This window comes from Novosphingobium gossypii (assembly GCF_050433305.1).
GTDB classification, from domain to species: Bacteria; Pseudomonadota; Alphaproteobacteria; order Sphingomonadales; family Sphingomonadaceae; genus Novosphingobium; species Novosphingobium gossypii.
Window position 1 is genome coordinate 141,593 of record NZ_JBNPXM010000005.1, and the last position, 24,054, is coordinate 165,646.

Genomic DNA, 24,054 nt, shown 5'->3' on the forward strand with positions numbered 1-24,054 from the left:
ACTCCGGGGCCGGGCGGACGCAAAACGCAACGACGCACACGATGATCCGCCCGGCAGAGCGACACCGCGATGCGTCATTGGTCTCGCCCGGACGTTCGTGAACGTCCTCCTGCGCGCCATGGCCTCTCGGCCAAGTGTGTTGACGGCAGGTCCCGCATTGTTGCGACGCGGGCGGCTACTCCCCAGATGACGGCCGCCGCTTACGACAACCTTTGCCTCGTGAAAACAAAAAAGGGGCCCGGTGGTCACACCGGGCCCCGCAGGTTCCTATAGAGAGGGCAGGAGCGCCTCCCCAGAGAGTGATCAGAACGTTATCGAAGCCGAGAGCGAGAACACGCGGCCCAGCGCGTAAGTGTTGAAATCCACCCGGCCATCGTCGAAGGTCTGGTATTCCAGATGCTTCCGGCCGGTAAGGTTGCGACCTTCGGCCTTCAGTTCGATCTGCTTGCCGCCGAGCTCGATCCCCTGGCGCAGCACCACGTCTACGCGCAGGCCCGGATATTCGATGATGTCAGGCTGGCGCACGGTGCCAACCAGACCACGGCTGACCGAACGCTTGCTGGCGTAAGTCAGCAGGAGCGTCTGCTGCGACAGTTTGGTGGTATCTTCCAGACCAAGCTGCAGGTTGGCGATGTGCTCGGATTGCCCGGTAAGCGGGGCACCATTGCGGAAGTAGTCCGCAGCAAGCTGCGTCGTGCTGGCACCGTAGATGTCCGTTGTATCGTCTGCGCTGACCTTCAGTTTCGACTTCGTGTAGGTATAGTTGCCGATCAGCACGACCCGACGGTTTTCGAAGAATGAACCGCCCAGCTTATCAAGGTAGAAGTATTTCTGTAGCTCCAGTTCTGCGCCATAAAGATCGGCCGCAGGAGCATTGGCATAAGTAGTGATGAAGCTTTCCGAACCTGCCAGGATCGATTCGATCGGGTTCTTGATGTGCTTGTAGAAGCCGCCCAGTGACACCCGCTCGTCACGCGCGAAGTACCACTCGAACCGGGCCTCGGCGTTGGTGAGCTGGCTGTCCTTGAGGAACGGGTTGCCGCGGTAGGTGCGGTTGCTGTCGGGGTCGAAGAAGTTCTGGTAGACCAGTTCGCGGAACTGCGGGCGGGCGATCGTCTTCGAGCCGTTGACGCGAACCTGCATGCCGGGTTCCAGCTCGTAGGTGAGCGTGAGGGCAGGCAGGACGTATTCGTTCTTGAGGCCGGTGGTCGGGGTTGCATCGGCGCCCACGGGGCGCAGCACCGTGGTCTGGTTGGCGTATTCCCAACGCACGCCTGCATCGATCGAGAGGCTGTCGGTGACCTGTCCGTCGACCTTGCCGTAGTAGGCGTGGTTTATGAGGCGAGCGTCGAACAGGCCGACGTTGGCGGTCAGATCGCGCAGTTCGAGGTTGTAGTTCACTCCCGACGCCTGATTCAGATACCACATGCCCGGCTGCAGCAGCACGTCGGGGCGCAGCAAGCCGAACGCCTGGATCAGATTGGCGTCGCCGCTGGCATAGACGCCGAACTGGCGGTTCGAGTTCGAGCGGCGGTTGAGCTGGTAGGCGTAACCCACCGTGCCACGCCAGCCGTCGAAGAACTGGTGCGAGACATCGACGCCCGCTGACCAGACGTCCTCACTGAGGCGCGAGAAGCTGATCGTGGTCGGATCGACCTGGCCGGTGCCCATCGTGTTGACGAAGTTACGCCCGTAAAGGGTGTCCTCGTTGGTGCGGATATATTCGGAGTCGATCTCGAACGGCGCAAGGCGCTTGGAGTTCGCGAAGCCGGCTCGCACGTCGATGCTGGTCTTGTCGTCCGGCTTGAACTCACCGGTCAGCTGCGAGTCCAGCAGAGCGCGTTCATACCATGCCGTCTTCTGGGTGATGAAGTCGACGTTTGGATTGCTTTCCTGATGGCCGTTGCGCAGGCGCGTGAACTTGCTGGTGTCGTGGATGTAGACATTGGTCCAGCGGATCGCGTTCTCGCCCCACTCGAGACCGAGGCCCAGCATGCCGTTGACGACAATGCGGTTGTCGGTGCTGACGGTACGGTAGTCTTCCCAAAGCGTGTCGGGGTTCGCGCTCAGGCCCTGGGTAAGCTGCTGGATCGCGTCGCGCGTCTGGGTCTTGTTGGAGTAGCCGGCTGCGGCGATGACGCCGAGCGTGACTTCACCCATCTCGAAGCGCGTACCGGCCGAAATGTCGGCGGAGAAGTTCGCCTGCGTCCTGTCAGTGCGCTGGACCACCGCGTTACGGCCGCGGAACAGCGTGCTGCCGATCTCGAGCGCTTGGTCGCTGGTCGAACCCATGACCTTGTTGCTGTTGAGGTAGTCCTTCAGGACTGGCGGCAGCGAGCGGTTGCCGTTGTCGTAGCCGGTCCAGTCGTGCTTGCCGCCGTAATAGGTGTAGCCGAGCTTGTTGGTGGTCTCGGTGTCCCAGCCGCCGCCGCCGCCAATGGTGAGGAAGCTTTCTTCGGGGATCGACTTGGTGGTCAGGTTGATGACGCCGCCGCCGAACTCGCCGGGGAAATTCACCGAATAGCTCTTCTGCACCAGCGACGAGGCGATGATGCTGGTGGGGAACAGGTCCAGCGGAACCACGCGCTTGAGCGGCTCTGGGCTGGGCAGCGGCGAACCGTTGAGCAGTGCCAGCGAATAGCGATCGCCCAGGCCCCGAACGTAGACATAGCCGTTGCCGACGACCGAAAGGCCGGTGACGCGACCGAGCGCGCCGGCAATGTCGCCTTCGCCGGTACGGGCAATCTGTTCGGTCGACAGGACCGAAACCACCTGCGGCGCAACGCGTTCGATGTTGCGGTTGCGCTGGCCGGTCACGATGATCGCGCCGCCGGGGATCGAGACGTCGGGCGCCTCTTCCTCGGCCGCGGCGTCGGCCTGTTCGACGGTTTGGGAAGGTACGGCGCCCACGTTGCCGGAGGCGGGAGCGGAAGTGCTGTCCTGCGCCCACGCCGCAGTCGGCGCAAGCATGGCGGTGGAGAGCAGCAGCGAGACGAGCCGCGGCTTATTCATGATATGTCCCCCTGGAACACGTATCGGATGCGAATAGGGGGGCGGCCAGCTTGGACCGCCCCCCTCTCGTTACTTGCGGGCGGCCGGATCAGGTGGTGGGCAGCGCGGTGCAGGCGCTGTTCGATCCGAGGCTCGCGTTGGTGGTGTCGCAGGTCCAGCCGCGATACCACACGTCGGTGGCCGCATTGCTCACGGCACCAATGTAGCTGGTGCTGGTGAAGAAGCTGGAGACGTTGGTCTGGCCGCTGGCGTTCAGGCTGGCGTAGTTGGTGAACGCGGCAACTGCGGTTTCGCCCGCGCCGTTGACGAACGTGTTCGTCAGCGTCGAGGTGAAGGACGAGTTGTTGTTGTTCGCACTGGTGCCGAAGGCCGCTGCAGCCGTGTCGTCGGTGTAGGTGCCGGTACCCAGGACGGGCTTGGTGCCGCCGCAGGTCATCACGACCGAGCGCGCGCGCAGCGAAGCGGGGGTGCTGCCGGCAGGACCCGAACCGTTGAGACGCAGACACTCGTTGGTCGGGGTGTTGATGACGCCATTGACGAGGGTGACGTCGGCGTTGCCGCGGAACAGGGCCGAAGCCTGGTTGCCGCTGTTGCCGGTACCAACTGCGGTCTGGACGGCGGTGAAGTTGCCGATCGTGATCGTGGTGCGCGGGGTGTCGGCCTCATTGCCGTTGCTGTCGAACTCGAAGAACGAGTCGCCGGCGTTCGGCTTCTGGACGATGAGCGCGTACTGCACGTTGGCCTGTACGCCGGTGTCGAGGTCGAGGCTGTCATCGTCGGCATTGATCGCGACGTAGTGCTTCATGTTGAGCGCACCGCCGAAGAATTCCGAACCGTCGTCCGAGCTGTTGATCGACTGGATGTAGTCGAGCTGCGTACCGGTGCCGATGCCGCCGCCGGTCAGCGACTGCAGTTCGTTGCCCGGAGCCAGCGAGTAGCCCGAATAGCGGATCTGGACGTACTTCAGGCTGCCAGCGTTGTAGGTATTGTCACGACCGCCGAAGTTGGCCGGATCGGCGGCGCCTTCCGTCACGCGCTCGCAGTTGTCGGCAGCGACCGAGCCGAGACCGGTCGAGCAGTCGGTGGTGCGACCACGGCCGAGCAACACGACGCCGCCCCACTGGCCCATCGAGTCGTTGTTGTTGGAGCCGCGCACGTTCTGCAGGCTGGTGAAGATGATCGGGCGGGTAGCGGTGCCTTCGGCGATCAGCTTGTTGCCGCGGTTGACGGCCAGCCAGGAAGCCGCGTTCGTGCTGTCGCCATAGACGATCACGCCCGGTTCGATGGTCAGCGTGACGTTGGTGTCGGCAGTCAGCGAACGGTTGCTGCAAGCGGCGGTCGTGGTGGTGCGCGGTGCCGCGGTGGTCGGCGCCGAGAAGCCGCCGTCGCAGCCTACGTCAACGCGGCCGTTGAGGCGATAGAGAACGCCGGCCACCTTGGGCAGCGTTGCGCTGACGTTTACCAGCGCGGGAAGGGTGCAGACGCGCCAGCTACCTTCGGGGCCGGAGATCGTACCGTCGTTGGTGAGGGCGAGGCCGCCGGTCGCTGCTGCGCCAGGGCATTCCGAAGCGGCAACGACGAGGCCAGTGCCCGGGGTAGGCGTGGGGGCAGGCGTACCGCTGCCGTTGTCGATGTTGATCGGACCGACCGAGCCGGCGCCTGGCGAGGAAATGTCGTCGGCGCCGCAGCCGGCGAGAGCGAGAGCGCTGCAGCCCATGAGCAGCAGACCAGAAATCTTCTTCACGATGAATCCCCCGTGTTCAGGTCGAACGGATCGATCGGGCGGTCACTCACCGCCGCGTCGTGAAGGCCATTTATGCGGTGCAAGTGAAGGTTTGTTGGCAATATGATGACAGTTATCTTCATTTATGCGACTGCAAAATGACGAACCAACACCGCCTGATGCCAGCGCTTCTTGTGCGTGTGGCAGCGCCAACGGCGACTCAGATGGATCGCATTCACACTTCAATTGCAGCTTTATGACAGTCGCGTCATTTTCTTGATGAAGCGGCATTTTCGGCAGACGATGGGGCATCAGAATACATAATCGGGAGAACTCGCCATGTCGCTTACCGCACTCACCGCCGCCATGCTGCTTGGTCAGTCGGCGCTGTCTTTCGCGCCTGCGGGTCCGTCCGCCGATACGATCGACGTCGCCTACACCGAACTCGCGTCCGGTCAGGCCCAGGCTGCGCTGAGCAAGCTGGAGGCGAGCGGCGCCTCGAAATCGGACGACCCTGCGACGCTCATCAACCTGGGCTACGCTTATGCGCGTGCGGGACAATCGGCGAAGGCGATCTCCGCTTATCGATCCGCGATCAACAGTCCGGTGCGCTATGATCTGCAACTGGCGGACGGCAGCTGGGTGGATTCGCGATATGCCGCTCGCCGCGCGCTAAGTGGCATGATGGCTGCGCGGACGGTTGCCGCCCGCTGACCGCACGTCTCTCGCGAACGGCATCGAAGGGGCTTTAAGGAGACTTCCTTCCTTCGGGTCGCGGCAGCCATGACGGCGCTTCATCCAACAAGGTGCTGCGTGGCTGCCGACCTGCAATGAAACCGTAACGCGACTCTCATCGTCCGCGTGAATTACGACCACTTCGCAGCATCGTCGTCACACACCTGTCATCGAGATGGAGCACTGCGCCCTCATACGGAGGGTATGGTGATTCGATACGCACATCTTCGCAGCCGCGTCTCGCGCGGTATGCTTTCGGTCCTTGGCGCAACCGCTGCACTTCTGACGCCGGCAATAGCACAGGCGCAGGCCGTGGCGCAGGATCCGGCGGGTTCCGGTCCGATCGTCGCCGCGCTCGGCTGGTTGCAGGGCACGCTGCTGGGCAACGTCGCCACCGCCGTCGCGGTGATGGCTGTCGCCGCCGTCGGCTTCATGATGCTGACCGGCCGGATGAACTGGCGCTTCGGTGCCACCGTCATCATCGGCGTGTTCATCCTGTTCGGCGCGGGCGCGATCGTCACCGGCATCCAGTCGGCGGCAGTGGGCTAAGGCGATGAGCCTGGCTCGCTACCCCGTCCATCGCGCGCTGACCCGCCCGCAGATGTTCGCTGGCGTGACCTACAGCTTCTTCATCATCAACTTCGCACTGGTGACCGAGATATTCCTCATCACCAAGAGCTTCTGGGCGCTGCCTGCGATGCTGGCGATCCACGGCGTCGGCTATCTCGCATGTCTGCGGGAGCCGCGCGTGTTCGACTTGTGGATCGCCAAGGTCAGCAAATGCCCGCGCGTCGCCAACTGGCAGCGCTGGGGCTGCAACAGCTACGCGCCTTAGAATACTGCGCGCGGGGGACGACAGTTTTATGGGCAAGAGCATGACATCGCCGTTGAAGGGCCCGATGGCCAAACTGCGCAGCCGGGAAGTGCAGGCGGGCGATCGGCTGCCTTACGCGGGCTTCGTGGACGAGAACGTCGTGCGCCTGCGCGACGGGGCGGTCATGCTGGCGCTGATGGTGCCCGGCCTTGCGTTCGAGACCGCCGACAGCGACGAACTGAACGCCCACGTCGCCACGCGCGAAGTGCTGCTGCGCTCCGCCCTCGACGCGCGGTTCGTGCTCTATCATCACGTCATCCGCCGCCGGGTGGAGATCGAGATGGCAGCGCAGTTCGACGATCCGCTGGCTGCGCACATCGACGCGCGCTGGCGTGAACGCACCGGATCGGGCGCGCTGTTCGTCAACGACCAGTTCATCACGCTGGTCCGCCGCCCGGCGCGCGGCAAGGCGGGCTGGGCGGACAAGCTTTCGCGCTTCATGAAGAACAAGGGTGCCGACAACGCCGAAGTCGATCCCGGCGACGTCCGCGCCCTCAAGGCCGCCGCGTCGGCGATGGTCGCTTCGCTCGGCGCATATGGCGCGCGCCTGCTGGGCGATTACGACGCCCCGGCGGGCCGCTGTTCCGAAGTTCTGGAACTGCTCTCGGCCCTTTACAATGGCGAGATGCGGCCCGTGCGCCGCCCGTCCGACGACGCCGACCTGGGCCAGATGCTGCCTTATCGCCGCGTCAGCTTCGGCATGGACGCGCTGGAACTGCGCGGGGCGACGGGCGGCACGTTCGGCTCGATCGTCAGCTTGAAGGACTATCCCGATTCGACCGCGCCGGGCCTTACCGACGCGCTGCTGCGCCTGCCGTGCGAACTGGTGCTGACCGAAAGCTACGCCCCGTCGGACCGCCAGATCGCGCGCGAACGCATTGACCTTGCCATCCGCCGCCTGCGCAGCGCCGACGAGGAAGCACTGGCCGAGCGCCGCGAAATGTCGGCCGCGCGCGATGCGCTGGGCACCGGCTCCGTCAGTTTCGGCGATCATCACCTCTCGGTTCTGGTGCGCGCCGATTCGCTCGATGCGCTGGATGAGGTTACCGCCCTGTGCGCCGCTTCGCTTGCCGATGCCGGTGCCGTCGCCGTGCGCGAGGAAGTGAACCTGGAACCCGCGTTCTGGGGCCAGCTTCCGGGCAATGAAAGCTTCATCGTGCGCCGCGCGCTGATTTCCAGCGCCAACATGGCCTGTTTCGGATCGCTTCACGGCTTTGCGATGGGGCAGGCAAGCGGCAATCACTGGGGCGATGCGGTCACGCTGCTGGCCACGACCAGCGCGACGCCGTTCTTCTTCAACTTCCATCAGGGTGACCTCGGTAACTTTACCGTCATCGGTCCGTCGGGTTCCGGCAAGACCGTGGTCATGAACTTCCTGGCGGCACAAGCGCAGAAGTTTGCACCCCGCACCATCCTGTTCGACAAGGATCGCGGTGCCGAAGTGTTCCTGCGCGGTATCGGCGGCACCTACAGCCGCGTCGCGGCGGGCCATCCGACCGGCTTCAACCCACTGGCGCTGCCCGATACCGCGCACAACCGCGCCTTCCTGCGCGACTGGCTGGGCGTGCTACTGGCCGCGAAGGGGCCGGAGGAGCTATCCACCATCGCCGGCGCGGTGGATGCGGCCTATCACAACGACCCGTCGCTGCGCCGCCTGTCGCACTTCCGCGAATTGCTGGCAGGCGCACGCCGTCCCGAGCCGGGCGACCTTGCCAGCCGCCTCGATGCTTGGCTGCAGGGCGGCGAACACGGCTGGCTGTTCGACAACCAGCACGACCGGCTTGACCTGTCGCAGCGCGTGCTCGGCTTCGACATGACGGCGCTGCTGGAAAGCCCGCGCCTGCGCACGCCGGTGATGATGTACCTGTTCCACCGCATCGACGAGCGGCTGGACGGCGAACCGACGATGATCCTCATCGACGAAGGCTGGAAGGCGCTGGACGACGAGGTCTTCGCCGCGCGCATCCGCGACTGGCTCAAGACGCTGCGCAAGCGCAACGCGCTGGTCGGCTTTGCCACCCAGTCTGCGCGCGACGCGCTGGACAGCAAGATCGCCACCGCGCTGGTCGAACAGACCGCAACTATGGTGTTCATGCCCAATTCGCGGGCGCGCCCTGAGGACTACTGCGAAGGTTTCGGCCTGTCGCAGCACGAACTCGACGTCATCCGCACGCTGCCTGCGCATTCGCGCTGCTTCCTGATCCGCCAGTCGGACGCCTCCGTGGTGGTGCGCCTCGACCTGTCGGGGATGCCCGAAGTGCTCACCGTCCTATCGGGCCGCGAAAGCACTGTGCGCAAGCTGGATGCCCTGCGCGAACGCTACGGCGATGCGCCCGAGAGCTGGTACCCGGTGCTGACCGGAATGCAGTGGCCGGGCGAACTGTCCGAAGACGCACCCTGGACGGCGGCGGCGGAGTGATCCCATGAGCCAGGCTTGCGAACAGCTTACCGAAGTCGCCTCCGCCGGTGTAGCACCCGCCTTGCGCGCGGTCGACTGCGTGGCGAACGAAATGGCGGCGGGCGCCTTCGGGCGGTTGTTCGGGGCGGGGGGCGCGATGGCCCCGGTGCTTACGATCCTGCTGACGCTGTATATCGCCTTCTTCGCGTTCTCGCTGCTCACGGGCCGGTCCAGCCTTGGCATCTCGGCGCTGAGCCCGCGCATGTTGCGCCTTGGCGTGGTGCTGACCTTCGCCACCAGCTGGATCGCTTATCAGGGCGTTGTCTGGAACTTGGCGATCGGCGGGCCGGACTGGATCGCGGGCCTCTTGATGGGCGCGAAAGGGTCGGCGACGCAGATGTTCGGCGACCGGATCGACATCGTCTTTTCCGCGATCAACCAGATTTCCGAAGCCACCGCGCAGGCCGGTGCGGCCGCCGGTGAAGGCGGTCAGGAAGCGGCTTCAAACGCCGGTGCCGCCATCGCCGCCAAGGGCGCGGGCGGGCTGTTCACCCCCGAAAGCGTCATGTGGATGGGCGCGCTGCTGCTGCTGCTGGGGACCGTGGGCGTGCTGCTGACGGCGCGCATCGCGCTGGCGGTGCTGCTGGCACTGGGGCCGATCTTCGTGGTCATGGCGCTGTTCGGCGGCACGCGCGGGCTGACCGCCGGCTGGCTGCGCGGCGTGGTGCTGACCGCCGTGACGCCGCTGTTCGTGGTGCTGGGGGGTGGGATCACGCTGGAACTGCTGGTGCCGATCATCTCGGGCCTGGTGGAGAACACCAACATGGGCGAGATCGACGGGCGGGGCGCGATGGCGCTTTTCCTTGTCGCCTCCGTCCACGTGGCGCTGATGGCGATGGTCGTGAAGGTGGCGGCGACGATGGTCACGGGCTGGCAGGTCTTCGGACTGGGTCAGGCAGAGCAAGGCCGCGATGCGCCGCAGGGGCAGGCCGTTGCCGCCGCGCCCGCTGCCGCGCCCGTGCCTTCGGTATCCGCTTTTCAGAGCCGCACGTCCACTGTTTCCGCTGCAGCCGCCGCTGCGGCAGCCGCCCCCGCACCGGGTGCAGAGGCCGCGCGCGGGGGGGACCGGCGCACCGTGGTCACGCAAGTGGTCGGCGGCGGCATCGAACCGCTGCGTCAGGGCGAAACCGCCCAGCGCGCCAAAGGCATCGGCTCGCGCTTTCGCAGCGCCTCGAACGACACCGCCTCAAACCCCGGCAGGCTGCCGGGCAGGGAGAAGACACGATGATCCGCGCACCCTTGCGCATGTGTGCAGCCGCCGCCAGCCTCGTGGCGATCGCAGCGGCGGTGCCCGCTCTGGCGGACGAGCGCCTCGTCGCCCACGCTTTCAGCGACAACGAAGTGGTTCGCATCGATGGCCGCGCAGGCGTGCAGGCGACCATCGCCTTCGGTGACGGCGAAGCGATCGAGAACGTCGCGGTCGGCGATTCGCAGGCCTGGCAGATCACCCCTAACAAGCGCGCAGACCTGCTGTTCGTGAAGCCGCTGGAAGCGACCGCGCGCACCAACATGACGGTCGTCACCAACCGCCACACCTATTTCTTCGACCTCGTCGCATCGGGCAAGGCGCGGCCGCTCTACATGCTGCGCTTCACGTACAAGGATGAGCCCAAGCCCGTTCCCGCCGCGCTCGATGCGGCGGAGGAAGCGCTGGCGGCAGGCGACCCTGCTGCGGTCCCGGTCGATCCCGCGCAGCTCAACTTCGCGTGGAAATCCACCGGCGTGGAAAAGCTGGTCCCGGCGCGCATCTACGACGATGGCCAGTCCACCTACCTGCTGTGGCCGGCGCAGACATCGGTGCCCGCCATCCTCGTCACGAACGAGAAGGGCGACGAAGGGCCGGTGAACTATGCCGTGCGCGGCGCGACGATCGTGATCGACGATGTGCCCGGCACCATCGTGCTGCGTTCAGGCAAAGCGCGAGCGGAGCTGGTCAACACCTATCCGCTGGCCTCTCGCCCGCCGCGCGCGCTGCCAAGCGCGACGGTTCCGGCTTCGGCTGCACCCACGCCGCGCGTCGCTGCCACAGCGCCCGCTTCGGCTCCGACCGCAATCGCCGAACCCGCACCGGCATCGGCCACCACGCCCACCTCGCAGGGGAACTGATCCATGGCGCCCAATTCCAACTTGCGTGAGCGTTTCGCCGCCCATGCCGCCACCGACCCGCGTGAAGGCGAAGGCGCGCAGGTCATCGACCTTGCCACGCGCAACGTCCTGCCGCAGGTCACGCAGCGCAAGAAGGCCGATGGTCTGGGTCTTGCCGCCGGGGTGCTGATCGTGGCGGCGCTGGGCGGGCTGACGCTGTGGTCGATGGATTCGGCCCGTACCGGCAGTGCCGATCTGAAGCCGACGACGCCTGCGCCGCAGCCCGCCGCGCCGGCCCCTGCCGCAGTGCTTCCTGCCGCTGTTCCCGCCCCCGCCGCCGTGCCTGCCGCGCCGCCCGCGCCCGCTCCGGCGCCGGTGCTGGCCGCCGCGCCGGGCGCCGCCGTGGCCCCGCAGAGCAACCGCCTTGCCAGCCCGACCGTGGTTTTCGACATCGGCGCCGGCACCGCCGTGCCCGTGTCGGGCATCGCGGGCGAAGCGGCCAAGGCGGGCGGCAATGCCAATGACGATTTCGCCGCGCGCGTGGGCGGCACCGGCTCCACCGCCGCTGCTGCGCGATCCTTCGATCCGGCCACCACAGTGACGCAGGGCACGCTGATCCCGGCAGTGCTGGAAACCGCGATCGACACTGACGTGCCCGGCTACGTGCGCGCCATCGTCTCCACCGACGTGCGCAGCTTCGACGGTCGGCATGTGCTGGTCCCGCGCTCGTCGCGCCTCGTCGGCCAGTACAAGAGCGGGCTTACGGCGGGCCAGAAGCGCGCTTACGTGATCTGGAGCCGCCTGATCCGGCCGGACGGCGTTTCGGTGAACCTGGGATCGCCCGCTGTGGCATTCGGTGGCGAGACGGGCCTGCCCGGCAAGGTCAACAGCCACTTCTTCGAACGGTTCGGATCGGCCATGCTGCTGTCCGTGGTCGGCGGCCTGACTACGCTGGCGTCCAGCGGGTCCAACGTGGTCATCGGTGGCGGCAACTCCGCAGCGGCGCAGGCGGTGCAGGGCGGGTCGCAGATCGGCCCGACCATCCGCGTCCGCATGGGTGAGCCGATCCGCGTGTTCACCGCCAAGGATCTGGATTTCAGCGCGGTTCAGTGAACGATCATGGCCGATATACTCTCTTTGCAACCGCCTGCTGCCGCCGCCGCGCCTGAAGTGCCGGTAGCCGAAGCTCGCAGCGTCTATCTCGACGCCTATCTGGCGCCGCTGCGCCCGTGGCTGGACAAGGAGACGGTGACCGAAATCCTCGTCAATCGCCCCGGTGAGATCTGGGTGGAAGACGCAGCGCTTTCGGGCATGCAGTGCATCGCGTTGCCGCAGATGGACAACCGCCTGCTGCAGCGGCTGGCCGAGCAGGTGGCGCGGATCAGTCATCAGGGCATCAACCGTGAGCATCCCCTGCTGTCAGCCACGCTGCCGGCCTATGGCGGGCATTCGGGCGCGCGCATCCAGTTGGTCGGCCCGCCGGCGACGCGCGCCAACTGGGCGTTGGCGATCCGGCGGCATCGGCTGCTGGAACTGCCGCTCGACGCCTACGATCGCGGCCCGATCCCGCCGCATGTCGAGCAACCTTCGCCCGATCCCATGGCAGAGCCGATCGCCTTCCTGCGCGATGCCATCCGGCGGCGGCGCACGATCCTGATCTCGGGCGGCACGTCCACCGGCAAGACCACGTTCCTGAACGCCATGCTGTCCGAAATTCCCGAGCACGAGCGCGTCGTGCTGGTGGAGGATACCGCCGAACTGCGCCTGCCGGGTGCCAACGGGGTGGGCCTGATCGCGGTGAAGGGCGAATTGGGCGAAGCCAAGGTTTCGGCCAACGACCTGCTGCAGGCGGCGCTGCGTCTGCGCCCGGATCGCATCGTGCTGGGCGAATTGCGCGGAACCGAGACGGTCAGCTTTCTGCGCGCGATCAACACCGGCCACCCCGGATCGTTCTCCACCGTCCATGCCAATACCCCGCGCGGCGCGCTGGAGCAGATCGCGCTGATGTCCATGCAGACCGGCATCGGCCTGACCCGCGCCGAGACGCTGGAATACGCGGCGTCGGTGATCGACATCGTGGTGCAACTGGACCGCAGCGGCGGCAAGCGCGGCATTGCCGCCATCGCGCAGAGTATCACGCTGGTTTGAAGGCCGGGGAAGGGCGGCACCTACTCCGTCACCCTGAACTCGTTTCAGGGTCCATCATGCCGCATTGTCGGCGCTATGACCAGCAAACGGATCGTGCGGCATGGTGATGCCACGCTCCGGGCTGGCGGCGAAATGGACCCTGAAACAAGTTCAGGGTGACGGGGGATATAGGCGCGTATGCCTGCGTCGTCCCGGATCAGGGCGGGGACGACGTCACGCCTCGATCGGCATTCCTGCAGCGTCCTGCACGCGGCAGGCAAGACCCAGCCAGTCGGCCAGGGCCTTCAGATCCTTGCCGTTGCCTGCACCGTAGAGCGGACGGGCGGCGTCCTGCACGGTCAGCACCAGCGTGCCGCCGTCAACCGCCAGAGACGTTGCCGCAAGGCCGCCCGGAACGCCGCCCGTCAGGCGGCGGCACAAGCGCACGGCAAGGCCCCAGCCGATGGCGCGGTGAAGGTCTTCCTTGCCCGCCAGCTTCGTGAACTGTTCGGGGATCTGCGTCTCGCCGGAATTGGCGAAGACCGTCATCGCCATCATCCCGCGTCCGCGCATGTCGAGACCGATCCAGCGCTTGCGCAGCGCCCATGTCAGCGCTTCTTCGGTGCGCATGTTCGGCTCGGTGCGCATGGCGGCCAGCGCCAGCAGGCTGCCGGCCTTGCGCAAGTCGGCATCGGCGGACGCCTGAGAACACGCAGGCGCGGTCCAATTGGCGATGCGCACCGCGTCGTCGGCGCTGACGCGCGCGGTCTGGGCGAAGTCGGCGACGCTGGCCAGCATCGGGCTTTCCTGCCGGACGTCAGCGGGAAGCTGCATGTGTAGCAGCCCTTCGCGCAGGCCCCACGACGAGAAGATCAGGCGCGAGGGGTGCAGCTGACCCACGACCTGCGCCATCAGCGCCGCCGCATCGGGTAGGGTGGCGAGGCGCGCGGACGAGATGCGCGGGTCCGGGTTGTCCAGCTTGCCCTTGGCGAACAGGCGGGCCAGATGCATCGCCTCTGACGGGGCCAGTTCGAAGCCGTGCGGATCGTCCACCGGCCAGTCGAGTACGCGCATCGCCTGAAGCGCCAGCGCGCGCCATGATCCGCCCACGATGTAAAGGGGCATGCCGCGCCCCCCGTGATGGCCGCCCACGCCCCATCCACGCGCGGCCAGGCCATCGCGCACGGCAGCGGCGAATTTCTGCTGGCCCAGCGCGCGCAGGTCCGGCAGGCGCAGGGTGCCGAAGGGCAGGGTGATGCCGCCGGGGGCTATGCCGCAGGGGTGGGCGACGTCGATCTCCACCAGTTCCAGGCTGCCGCCGCCAAGGTCGGCGGCGATGCCGCGGGCGCCGGGAAAGGCCGCGATCACGCCGGTGGCGCTGGCGCGGGCTTCCTCCTCGCCGGAAAGCAGGCGCGGCGACAGACCGAAGCTGCGCACCGCATCGAGGAACTCGGGCCCGTTCGACGCATCGCGCGCGGCGGCGGTGGCGACGCATTCGACGTCGTTCACATCCAGGAACCGCAGCAACGTGGCGAACCGTTCCAGCGCGGCCAGGGCGGCGCGCATGGACTTTTCGGCAATGGCCCCGGTGCGTCCCAGATCCTTGCCCAGCCGGGCATTGACCTTTTCGTTGAGCACGACGACCGGCGCCCGCGGCGGTCCGTTGTAGACGACGAGACGCACGGTGTTGGAACCGATGTCGATGATGGCGCGCTTGGCGCTGGACTGGCTGATGCCGATCATTCTGGTCAATACTTACCACAAGGCGCGAAGGTTGCGACGCGCTCTTTAAAGCGGCGCTGGCGCAAGGTGAAGTGCGGCGCGATGCGTCATCCCAAGTTCCGTCGCCCCGGCGCGGACCGGGGCGACGGAATGGTCAGATCGTGCCCCTGCGCAGCGAGAGCTTGGGTACCTTGCGCCCGCTGTCGAGAGCAGCGCCGCGCCCGGAAAGCGACGGGTTGGTCATGAAATAGCGGTGCAGGTTGAACGGATTCTCCACTTCGCCCACCCGGCTGTAGGTGCCGTCGGGCGCGCAGTCCCACGATTGTTCGGAATCCAGCAGGTTGGCCAGCATGACCTGATCCAGCACCTGATCGTGCACGGTCTTGTTGCGGATCGGCAGCAGCACCTCGACACGGCGGTCGAGGTTGCGGCTCATCCCGTCGGCGGAGGTGATGAACACCTTGGCGCGGCGGTTCGGCAGGTAGGAGCCGTTGGCGAAGGCCCAGATCCGTGCATGTTCCAGAAAGCGGCCGATCACGGACTTGACCGCGATGTTCTCCGACAGGCCCGGCACGCCCGGACGCAGGCAGCAGATGCCGCGCACGACCAGGTCGATGTCCACCCCGGCGCGGCTGGCGGCGTAGAGGCGGTCGATCAGGTCGGGGTCGGTCAGCGAGTTCAGCTTGGCCCAGATGCCTGCAGGCTTGCCCGCTTCGGCATTGGCGATTTCGGCATCGATGCACTCGTTCAGCGTCGGGCGCAGAGAAATAGGCGAGATCGAGAGCAGTTCGGTGCCCTTCGGCTCGACATAGCCGGTGATGAAGTTGAACAGGCGCACCACGTCGCGGCCCGCGGCGGGGTCGGCCGTGAAGTACGAAAGGTCGGTGTAAACGCGCGCGGTGATCGGGTGGTAGTTGCCGGTGCCGAAGTGGCAATAGGTCCGGTAGGCGCCGTTTTCGCGGCGCACCACGGCGGACACCTTGGCGTGGGTCTTCCAGTCGACGAAGCCGTAGATCACCTGAACGCCGGCGCGTTCCAGCTGGCTGGCCCAGAGCAGGTTCTGCTCCTCGTCGAAGCGGGCTTTCAGTTCGACCACGGCAGTGACGGACTTGCCCTGTTCCGCGGCCTGGATCAGCGCGGATATGATCGCCGACTGCTTGCCCGCGCGATACAGCGTCTGCTTGATGGCCACTACGTCGGGGTCCAGCGCGGCCTGCTTCAGAAAGTCGATGACGACTTCGAAGCTTTCGTAAGGGTGCTGGACGACGATGCCCTTTTCGCGGATCGCTGCGAAGATGTCGCCGTCATGTTCGAGGATGCGTTCGGGATAGCGCGGGCTGTATGGCTCGAACTTCAGTTCGGGGCGATCCTCGTCGCAGATGGCGGACAGGCCGGAGAAACCGATGATGCCATCGGTCTTCATGATCAGCGCCTTGTCCAGCCCCAGCTGGGTGCGCAGGATTTCTTCCGCTGCCGGGTCGAACCGGCCCTGCAGCTGCAGCACGATCACCAGACCGCGGCGGCGGCGCTGGATCGCTGTGCGGAAGTAGCGCACGAGGTCTTCGGCGTCTTCCTCGATCTCGATGTCGCTGTCGCGCAGGATGCGGAATACGCCGTGGCCGTTGAAGCGGAAGCCGGGGAACAGTTCCGCCGTGTTGCGGCAGATCAGGTCTTCCATCGAGATCCACGCCGCCTGATCGCCGGGGATGCGCACGAAGCGCGGCAGCGGCGAGGGGATCAGCACCATCTCCATCACCGGCGCATCGTCCGCCTCTCGGGTGAGGGAGAACAGCACGCCGATGCCTTGGTTGGCGACGAAGGGGAACGGGTGCGCGGGGTCGATCGCCTGCGGGGTGATGACCGGCATCACCTGCTCGATGAAGTATTCGCGCAGCCACTTCTCACGCTCACGGTCGAGCCTGTCGTCCTCGCCGACGACGGTGATGCCCGCGTCCGCCAGTTCGGTCTTGAGCGAGGCCCAGGTGTCCTGCTGGATCTGCTCCAGTTCCAGCACCTTTTCGTGGGTCAGCGCGATCGCCTGCGAAGGCGTCAAGCCGTCGATCGAGATTTCCTCGATCTGGCGGCGCACCTGCGCATGGAACCCGGCGACGCGCACCATCAGGAATTCGTCGATGTTGCTGCCCGAGATGGACAGGAACCGCAGCCGTTCGAGCAACGGGTAGTTCGGGTTGCAGGCTTCGGCCAGCACCCGTTCGTTGAAGGCAAGCCAGCTCAGTTCGCGATTGAAGAAGCGCGAAGGCAGCGTGGCGAGGTCTTCGGTTTCCTCTGCGCTGTCGGCGGGGCCAATGGCGGGATCGGGGGGGCTCAGCATGTCCATGGTAGTCACTTGGCGCCTTTCGCATGCAAGGATGACACAAGTGCGACGGTCGGGGGAAGCTCCGGCACGGGAAAAACGAACAATCGTTGCAGTGCAACATCGTTTCGCGCACACTTGCCGCCGATGATCAAGGCAGCCCTGCACCATCTCACCCGCTACCGCTATTCGCGGCGCATCCGTCTTGGCCCGCAGGTGATCCGGCTGCGCCCGGCCCCGCACAGCCGGACGGAGGTGCCGAACTATTCGCTGAAGATCAGCCCGCCAGAGCATTTCCTGAACTGGCAGCAGGATCCGCACGGCAACTGGCTGGCGCGGGTGGTGTTTCCCGATCCGGTCGATCACTTCTCCATCGAAGTGGACCTGCTGGCGGAAATGGCGGTCATCAACCCGTTCGACTTCTTCGTGGAGCCGGACGCGGAGGATTATCCGTTTACCTATGCGCCTACGCTAAAGGCCGACCTGTCTGCCTATTTCGAGGTGGAGCCGCAAGGTTCGCTGTTCGAGGGGCTGGTGGCCCAGCATGCCGGCTATCAGGGGCGCACGGTCGATTTCCTGGTAGACATCAACAGCCGCCTGCAACAGCGCATCGATTACGTGATCCGTATGGAGCAGGGCGTGATGACGCCCGAGGAAACGCTGGCGGCGGGCATCGGATCGTGCCGCGATTCGGCGTGGCTGCTGGTGCAGCTGCTGCGGCGGCTGGGGTTTGCGGCGCGGTTCGTGTCGGGCTATTCGATCCAACTGGTGGCAGACGTGCTGCCGAAAGAGGGGCCGGTGGGCGTGCTGCAGGACGTCACCGACCTGCACGCCTGGGCCGAGGCCTATGTTCCCGGCGCAGGGTGGATCGCGCTGGATGCCACATCGGGCATGTTTGCGGGCGAAGGGCACATCCCGCTCTGCGCCGCGCCGCACTATCGTTCCGCCACGCCGATCGAGGGGATGGCCGAACCGGCGGAAGTCGATTTCGACTTTGCCATGAACGTCAGCCGCATCGCCGAAGCGGTGCGCATCACCAAGCCGTTCACCGACGCGCGCTGGGACAGCCTGCTGCAGCTGGGCGACCGGGTGGACACCGATCTGCGTGACTGGAACGTCAACCTGACGATGGGCGGGGAACCGACCTTCATCGCCGCGACCGACTTCGAGGCGCCCGAATGGAACAGCGCCGCCGTCGGCCCCACCAAGGCGGCCTACGCCGACCGGCTGATCCGCCTGCTGCGCCAGAAGTTCGCGCCGGGATCGCTGCTGCATCACGGGCAGGGCAAGTGGTATCCGGGGGAAACGCTGCCGCGCTGGGGCTATTCGATCTACTGGCGCAAGGACGGCGTGCCGATCTGGCGCGATGACAGCCTGATCGCGGGCGAAAAGCCGCTGGAGCCGAGCGGCGATCCCGATCCGGTGCCCACGCTCGACGTTTCGGCGGCGGCGGACCTGCTCCACGGCGCCGCCCGCGTGCTGGGGCTGGAGGCGGATTTCGTCCAGCCGGTGTTCGAGGATCGCGGCGTCTGGCAGCAGCGTGAGGACGACCTGCCGGTCAACACCACGCCGCTCGATCCGGCGATCGAGGACGAGGAACTGGCCCGCCGCTTTCGCCGGACCTATCGGCGCGGGATCGACAGGCCGGTGGGCGTGGTGCTGCCGGTGCAGCGCTGGAATAGCCGGGATCAGGCCGCGCCGCGTTGGAAAAGCGAACAGTGGCGCGTGCGCAAGGGAACGCTGACGGCGGCGCCGGGCGATTCCGCGCTGGGCTATCGCCTGCCGCTGGGGGCGCTGCCGCATGTGCCGCCCGCTGACTTTCCCTACATCCACCCGCGCGACACCGCCGAGCCGCGGGAACCACTGGCCGATTTTCGCCGCCAGCTGACCGAACGCGGCGTCCAGACGCACGAGATCGCAGCCGGCCAGCGCTATGAAACCGTGCCCGAACCGCAGGTATGGCGCGAGTCCGCCGCCGACCAGGATCTGATCGAGGGCGCGGTGCGCACCGCCATGACGGTGGAACCGCGCGGCGATTACCTCGCGGTGTTCATCCCGCCAGTGGAATCGCTGGACGACTACCTCGAACTGGTCGCCGCCGTGGAGACCGTGGCCGAGGCGCAGCGGCTTCCGGTGCGCATCGAAGGCTATCCGCCGCCGCCCGACCCGCGCCTGACCGTTCTGAAAGTGACGCCCGATCCCGGCGTTATAGAGGTCAACATCCACCCTTCCGCCAGCTGGCGCGAGACGGTGGAGATCACCGAGACGCTGTACGACTGCGCCCGCGAAGTGGGGCTGACCGCCGACAAGTTCATGGTCGATGGCCGCTCCATCGGCACCGGCGGGGGCAATCACATCGTGCTGGGCGGGCCGACGCTGCTCGACAGCCCGTTCATCCGCCGCCCGGACCTGCTCAAGAGCTTCGTCACCTACTGGCAGCGGCATCCCTCGCTAAGCTACCTGTTCTCCGGCCTTTTCATCGGCCCGACCAGCCAGGCCCCGCGCATCGACGAGGCACGGCACGATGCGCTCTACGAACTGGAGATCGCGCTGGCGCAGGTGCCCAATCCAAATACGGGGGGTCCGCACATGCAGCAGCCTGCGCCGTGGGTGGTGGACCGCCTGTTCCGCAACCTGCTTGTGGACGTCACCGGCAATACCCACCGCACCGAAATCTGCATCGACAAGCTGTTCAGCCCCGACGGGCCGACCGGGCGGCTGGGGCTGGTGGAGTTCCGCGGCTTCGAAATGCCGCCCGAACCGCGCATGTCCTGCGCCCAGCAACTGCTGCTGCGCGCGCTGACCGCGTGGTTCTGGCGCGAGCCGGTGGAAGGGCCGCTGGTGCGCTGGGGCACGCAGTTGCACGACCGGTTCATGCTGGGCCACTTCGTCTGGGCGGACTTCATGGACGTGCTGGATGACCTTCGTCGCGCAGGCTACGATTTCGACCCTACCTGGTTCGAGGCGCAGCGCATGTTCCGTTTCCCCGTCCATGGTGAAGTCACGGGCGGCGGCGTTTCGCTGGAGATCAGCCACGCGCTGGAACCCTGGAACGTGCTGGGCGAGACGGGTGCCATCGGCGGCACCGTGCGCTATGTCGACAGTTCCACCGAACGGCTGCAGGTACGGGCTACGGGCCTTGTCGAAGGGCGCCACGTCATCACCTGCAACGGCCGCCGCGTGCCGCTGACGGCGGTCGCGAGAGGAGAGGCCGTGGGCGGCGTGCGCTACAAGGCATGGGGTCCGGCGGAAAGCCTGCACCCGATGCTGGCCCCGCAGGCCCCGCTGACGTTCGACATCTACGACTTGTGGAACGGGCGTTCGCTGGGCGGCTGCATCTATCACGTGGCGCATCCCGGCGGGCGCAATTACGATACGGTGCCGGTCAACGACTACGAGGCCGAGGCCCGGCGCAAAGCCCGGTTCCAGAACCACGGCCATTCGCCCGGCCCGCTGCCGGTGCCGGTGGAGGAACTGCCCGGCGAATTTCCCTACACCCTCGACCTCAGGCGCCCCTCGCGGCTATCATAGCGGGATGGTTCAGGGGTGCAGCGCGCATAGATCAGGTCCGGTGCGACGGGACGGCGCATGGTGACCCGCCCCGACCTTGCCCCTTCGGCGGACTGGCTGGACGGCTATGCCGCCGAAGTCACGCGCGGGGATCTGTTCGCCGATGCCAGCCGCCCGGTGGCCGAGGTGTGGCGCCGGGTTGCCGCAGGACTTGCCGCCGCGACCGACGGCGATCCTTCCGCCATACAGGACGCCACCGCGCGGAATGCCGCCGACCTTGGTCTGGCGTTTCGCCTGACCGGAGACGAGGACGAACGCGCGTGGCCGCTCAATGCCATGCCGCTGATCGTCGGCGCACAGGAATGGGCGCAGGTTGAACGCGGGCTGATCCAGCGCGCCGAACTGATGGAGAGCATCGCCGCCGACATCTACGGCCCGCAGACGCTGGTGGCACAGGGCCATCTGCCCGCCGCCGTGGTTGCGGGAAGCCCGTTCTTCGCGCGGCGGATGATGGGGCGCTCGCCTGAAAACGGGTGCTTCGTCCATGTCTATGCCGCCGATCTTGCGCGCGGGCCGCGCGGGCAATGGCGCGTACTTCAGGACCGGGTGCGGGTGGCGGGCGGCATGGGCTATGCGCTGGAGAACCGGCTGGCGATGTCGCGGGCGATGGGCAACCTGCTGGCCGACGCCCATGCGCGCCGTCTGGCGGAATTCTTCTCGACCATGGTAGAGGGGATGGCCGCCGCCTGCCGCCGCGAAAACCCGCGTATCGCCCTGATGACGCCGGGCCGCTTCAACCAGACGTATGCCGAACAGGCGCATCTGGCCCGCTACCTGGGCCTGCCGCTGGTCGAAGGGCGCGACCTGACGGTGCTGGACGAAAAGCTCTACGTCGGCACCATCGCCGGGCCCAAGCGTGTCGACGCGGTGTGGCGCTGGATCGATACCACCGCGCTCGACCCGCTGTCGTTCGATGCGAAATCGCAGCTGGGCGTCGCCAACCTGTTCGACGCCTGGGCCGGGGGCGGGGTGGAGATGGTCAACTGGCCGGGGGTGGAGGTGCTGGAATCGCCCGCCTTCGCCGCCTTCATGCCCCGCCTGTGCCGTATCCTGCTGGGCGAGGCGCCGATCCTGCCTACTATCGCGACATGGTGGTGCGGGCAGGCGGCGGAAAGCTCCACCGTCGCCGCGCGGCTGGACGAACTGGCGCTCTTGTCCGCCTTCGGGACTGCGGTTCCGGGGCTTGAGAGCCGGGGCCCGGTGGCCGGAACCGATCTCGATCCCCGCCGCCGCGCCGCGCTGCTCGATGCGTTGTGGCGCAGGCCGATGGACTATTGCGGGCAGGAGATCGTCCGCCTGTCCACCACGCCCGCGATCATCGACGGCCGGATCGTGCCGCGCCCTTTCACCGTTCGCGCCTTCGTGGCCAGAACCGCGGATGGCGGCTGGACGGTGATGCCGGGCGGCTTCGCGCGGCTTTCGTCCAGCACCGCGCTGCCCACTTCGCTGATGGGCGACGGCGATCTTTCCGCCGACTTGTGGGTGGTGGAAGACAGGCCGGTCCAGCAGCACGCGGCGGTTCGTACCGCCGCAGAGCCGCCGATCTCACGCGGGGGCGGCATCCTTGCCAGTCAGGCGGCGGACAACCTGTTCTGGTTCGGCCGCTACAACGAACGTGCAGAAACCATGGTGCGCGTGGTCCGCGCGATCCTGGCCAACCCCGCCGACGGCGACGGCGCGCTAGACCCGCAGGCGGATGCGGGCGGCGCGTTCGCGCATCTGGTCGCGCTGCTGGTGGACGGTGACGCCATTGCGCCGGAAACCGCGAAACTCTCGGTCGCGGGCATCTGCGCCCGTGCCTTGACCGAGACACGCCTGCCCGGCGGCGTCGCCGCGCTGATGCGCCGTCGCCAGCAGGCGGGCATGGCCCTGCGCGAACGCTTCGCCCGCGATTTCTGGCGCATCGTCAGTCGCCCCATGCCTTCGATCAACGTCGACCGCCCGCAGTCGATGCTGTCCAGCGCGCGCTGGCTGACGGAGCATTTCAGCGCGCTGGCGGGGCTGATCTCGGAAAACATGGTGCGCTCCGCCGCCTGGCGTTTCCTTGAGATAGGCCAGCGGCTGGAGCGCGCGCAGGCGATCTGCCGCATGGCCCGCCGCCTGACGACGCAGAGCGCGCCGGATACGCCTCCGGACGCCGAACTGGGCCTGCTGCTGGACTTGTGCGACAGCCAGATCATCTATCGCAGCCGTTACCTGACGCGGCCCGCGCTGAACCCGGTGCGCGATCTTGTCCTGCTGGATCCCGACAACCCGCGCGCGCTGGTCTATCAGGTGGCGCAGATCGCGCAGCATCTGGCGCAGTTGCCGCCCCTGCGCGACGACAACATCGCCGAACCGCCGCTGCGCGCCGCCCGCGCGCTGCTGGGCGAACTGCAGGCCGCGCTCGCCGCCGAGATGACGTCCGCACGGGTGGCAAAAGTGGAGGCGCAGCTGCTGGCGCTGTCCGATGCGATCTCCGACCGGTACTTCCTGCAATTCGACAACGAGGACGCCGAACGGCGCACGCGGCTGCTGTGATGCGCTATTCGGTCAGCCACATCACCACGCTGAACTATCCCCGTCCCGTCAGCATGGCGCAGTTCAACGTGCGCCTGCGCCCCGCCGCGTGGCCGGGGCAGACGGTGACGGATTACCGGCTTGTGCTGGACCCCGCGCCCGCGCAGGTGGTCACGCGCGAGGGCGGCTATCACGTCAACGAGGCGCGCTTTGCCCTGCGCGAACCGACCGCGCAGTTGCAGATCGAAAGCCGCTTCACCGTAGAGGTGGAGCCGCTGCCGTTCTTCGTGGAGGACGGCGCCGGCCCCGGCCTTGCCGACTTGCGCGAGCGGGCGATGCGCCGGCCCGACCTGTCGGACCTTGCGCCCGCGTCCTACATCTTCGCCTCTCCGGTGGCGCGGCCAGAGCCTGCCATCGCCGAATGGGCGGGCGCGTTCCTGGACGAAGCGATGCCGGTGATGGAGGCGGGCAGGGCGCTGATGTCCGCGATCCACGCCGAATTCGCCTACGACGCCGACGCGACGGAGACGGACACGCCGCCGATCGAGGCGTTCAACCGCCGCCACGGCGTGTGCCAGGACTTCAGCCACATCATGATCGTCGCGGCGCGCGCTCACGGTATCCCGGCGGCCTATGTCAGCGGCTATCTGCGCACCCTGCCGCCGCCGGGCAAGCCGCGGCTGGTCGGCGCCGACGCCATGCACGCCTGGGTCAACCTGTGGTGTGGCGAGGAACTGGGCTGGGTCGGCTTCGACCCCACGAACGACAAGCTGGCCGACACCGATCACATCTTCCTCGGCATGGGCCGCGACTATGCCGACGTCGCCCCGCTGGACGGCACGTTCCGGGGATCGGGCAGCCAGGGCATGGTGTTCTCGGTGGATGTGGCCCCGGTAGACTGAGGGGAGGGCGGGGCAAAACGTCCGCCGCTTTCC

The 24,054-nt window shown here is 66.9% G+C and carries 16 protein-coding genes and 1 riboswitch; of the genes, 11 read left to right on the plus strand and 5 right to left on the minus strand.

Translation table 11 applies throughout. The features are described from left to right. Window positions 1-89 precede the first annotated feature (89 nt). Window positions 90-197: riboswitch (yybP-ykoY riboswitch) on the minus strand. A 106-nt stretch (window positions 198-303) separates the two neighbouring features. From GGR40_RS11520 to GGR40_RS11530, 3 genes are all read right to left on the minus strand, one after another. Continuing rightward, entirely contained in the window at window positions 304-3,012 is a 2,709-nt protein-coding gene (locus tag GGR40_RS11520; RefSeq protein ID WP_429276379.1) for a TonB-dependent receptor domain-containing protein, read from the minus strand. An 88-nt stretch (window positions 3,013-3,100) separates the two neighbouring features. Then, window positions 3,101-4,756: a hypothetical protein gene (locus GGR40_RS11525; RefSeq protein ID WP_429276380.1), complete on the minus strand. Its 1,656-nt coding sequence runs from the start codon at window positions 4,754-4,756 to the stop codon at window positions 3,101-3,103. Between the two features lie 42 nt (window positions 4,757-4,798). Next, complete coding sequence (locus GGR40_RS11530) at window positions 4,799-5,047, minus strand: hypothetical protein (protein ID WP_429276381.1); 249 nt, start codon at window positions 5,045-5,047, stop codon at window positions 4,799-4,801. A gap of 27 nt (window positions 5,048-5,074) precedes the next feature. On the opposite strand from GGR40_RS11530, the gene GGR40_RS11535 reads away from it, so the two are divergent. The 8 genes from GGR40_RS11535 to virB11 all read left to right on the plus strand — a co-directional run bounded on the left by GGR40_RS11535 (window position 5,075) and on the right by virB11 (window position 13,035). Beyond that, window positions 5,075-5,449 (plus strand): hypothetical protein, encoded by a 375-nt coding sequence (locus tag GGR40_RS11535; RefSeq protein WP_429276382.1) that lies wholly within the window; start codon window positions 5,075-5,077, stop codon window positions 5,447-5,449. 270 nt (window positions 5,450-5,719) lie between these two features. Beyond that, entirely contained in the window at window positions 5,720-6,019 is a 300-nt protein-coding gene (locus tag GGR40_RS11540; RefSeq protein ID WP_429276539.1) for a TrbC/VirB2 family protein, read from the plus strand. 4 nt (window positions 6,020-6,023) lie between these two features. Then, on the plus strand, window positions 6,024-6,305 hold the full coding sequence (locus tag GGR40_RS11545) for a VirB3 family type IV secretion system protein (RefSeq protein WP_429276383.1): 282 nt from the start codon (window positions 6,024-6,026) through the stop codon (window positions 6,303-6,305). 28 nt (window positions 6,306-6,333) lie between these two features. Continuing rightward, window positions 6,334-8,763: a VirB4 family type IV secretion/conjugal transfer ATPase gene (locus tag GGR40_RS11550; protein ID WP_429276384.1), complete on the plus strand. Its 2,430-nt coding sequence runs from the start codon at window positions 6,334-6,336 to the stop codon at window positions 8,761-8,763. 4 nt (window positions 8,764-8,767) lie between these two features. Beyond that, window positions 8,768-10,030, plus strand: a complete 1,263-nt coding sequence (locus GGR40_RS11555; RefSeq protein WP_429276385.1) for a TrbL/VirB6 family protein — start codon at window positions 8,768-8,770, stop codon at window positions 10,028-10,030. Continuing rightward, entirely contained in the window at window positions 10,027-10,908 is an 882-nt protein-coding gene (locus tag GGR40_RS11560) for a TrbG/VirB9 family P-type conjugative transfer protein (RefSeq protein WP_429276386.1), read from the plus strand. The genes GGR40_RS11555 and GGR40_RS11560 overlap by 4 nt, the downstream gene beginning before the upstream one ends. Before the next feature lie 3 nt (window positions 10,909-10,911). Then, on the plus strand, window positions 10,912-12,000 hold the full coding sequence (locus GGR40_RS11565; RefSeq protein ID WP_429276387.1) for a TraB/TrbI/VirB10 family type IV secretion system protein: 1,089 nt from the start codon (window positions 10,912-10,914) through the stop codon (window positions 11,998-12,000). 6 nt (window positions 12,001-12,006) lie between these two features. Next, the gene (virB11, locus tag GGR40_RS11570; RefSeq protein WP_429276388.1) at window positions 12,007-13,035 is read left to right on the plus strand and encodes a P-type DNA transfer ATPase VirB11; all 1,029 of its coding nucleotides are present in this window, start codon (window positions 12,007-12,009) and stop codon (window positions 13,033-13,035) included. 213 nt (window positions 13,036-13,248) lie between these two features. Here virB11 and GGR40_RS11575 read toward each other — a convergent pair whose 3' ends face one another. Together GGR40_RS11575 and GGR40_RS11580 are read right to left on the minus strand one after the other, a co-directional pair. Further along, window positions 13,249-14,757, minus strand: a complete 1,509-nt coding sequence (locus GGR40_RS11575) for a Ppx/GppA phosphatase family protein (protein WP_429276540.1) — start codon at window positions 14,755-14,757, stop codon at window positions 13,249-13,251. Between the two features lie 133 nt (window positions 14,758-14,890). Then, complete coding sequence (locus GGR40_RS11580) at window positions 14,891-17,074, minus strand: RNA degradosome polyphosphate kinase (protein ID WP_429276389.1); 2,184 nt, start codon at window positions 17,072-17,074, stop codon at window positions 14,891-14,893. A gap of 123 nt (window positions 17,075-17,197) precedes the next feature. Here GGR40_RS11580 and GGR40_RS11585 point away from each other — a divergent pair, with 123 nt between their 5' ends. The 3 genes from GGR40_RS11585 to GGR40_RS11595 are packed head-to-tail and all read left to right on the plus strand — an operon-like array spanning window position 17,198 to window position 24,021. After that, entirely contained in the window at window positions 17,198-20,581 is a 3,384-nt protein-coding gene (locus GGR40_RS11585) for a transglutaminase family protein (protein WP_429276390.1), read from the plus strand. A gap of 57 nt (window positions 20,582-20,638) precedes the next feature. Beyond that, window positions 20,639-23,140, plus strand: a complete 2,502-nt coding sequence (locus GGR40_RS11590) for a circularly permuted type 2 ATP-grasp protein (RefSeq protein WP_429276391.1) — start codon at window positions 20,639-20,641, stop codon at window positions 23,138-23,140. Further along, window positions 23,140-24,021, plus strand: coding sequence for a transglutaminase family protein (locus GGR40_RS11595; protein ID WP_429276541.1), 882 nt, complete (start codon window positions 23,140-23,142; stop codon window positions 24,019-24,021). The genes GGR40_RS11590 and GGR40_RS11595 overlap by 1 nt, the downstream gene beginning before the upstream one ends. Window positions 24,022-24,054 lie beyond the last annotated feature (33 nt).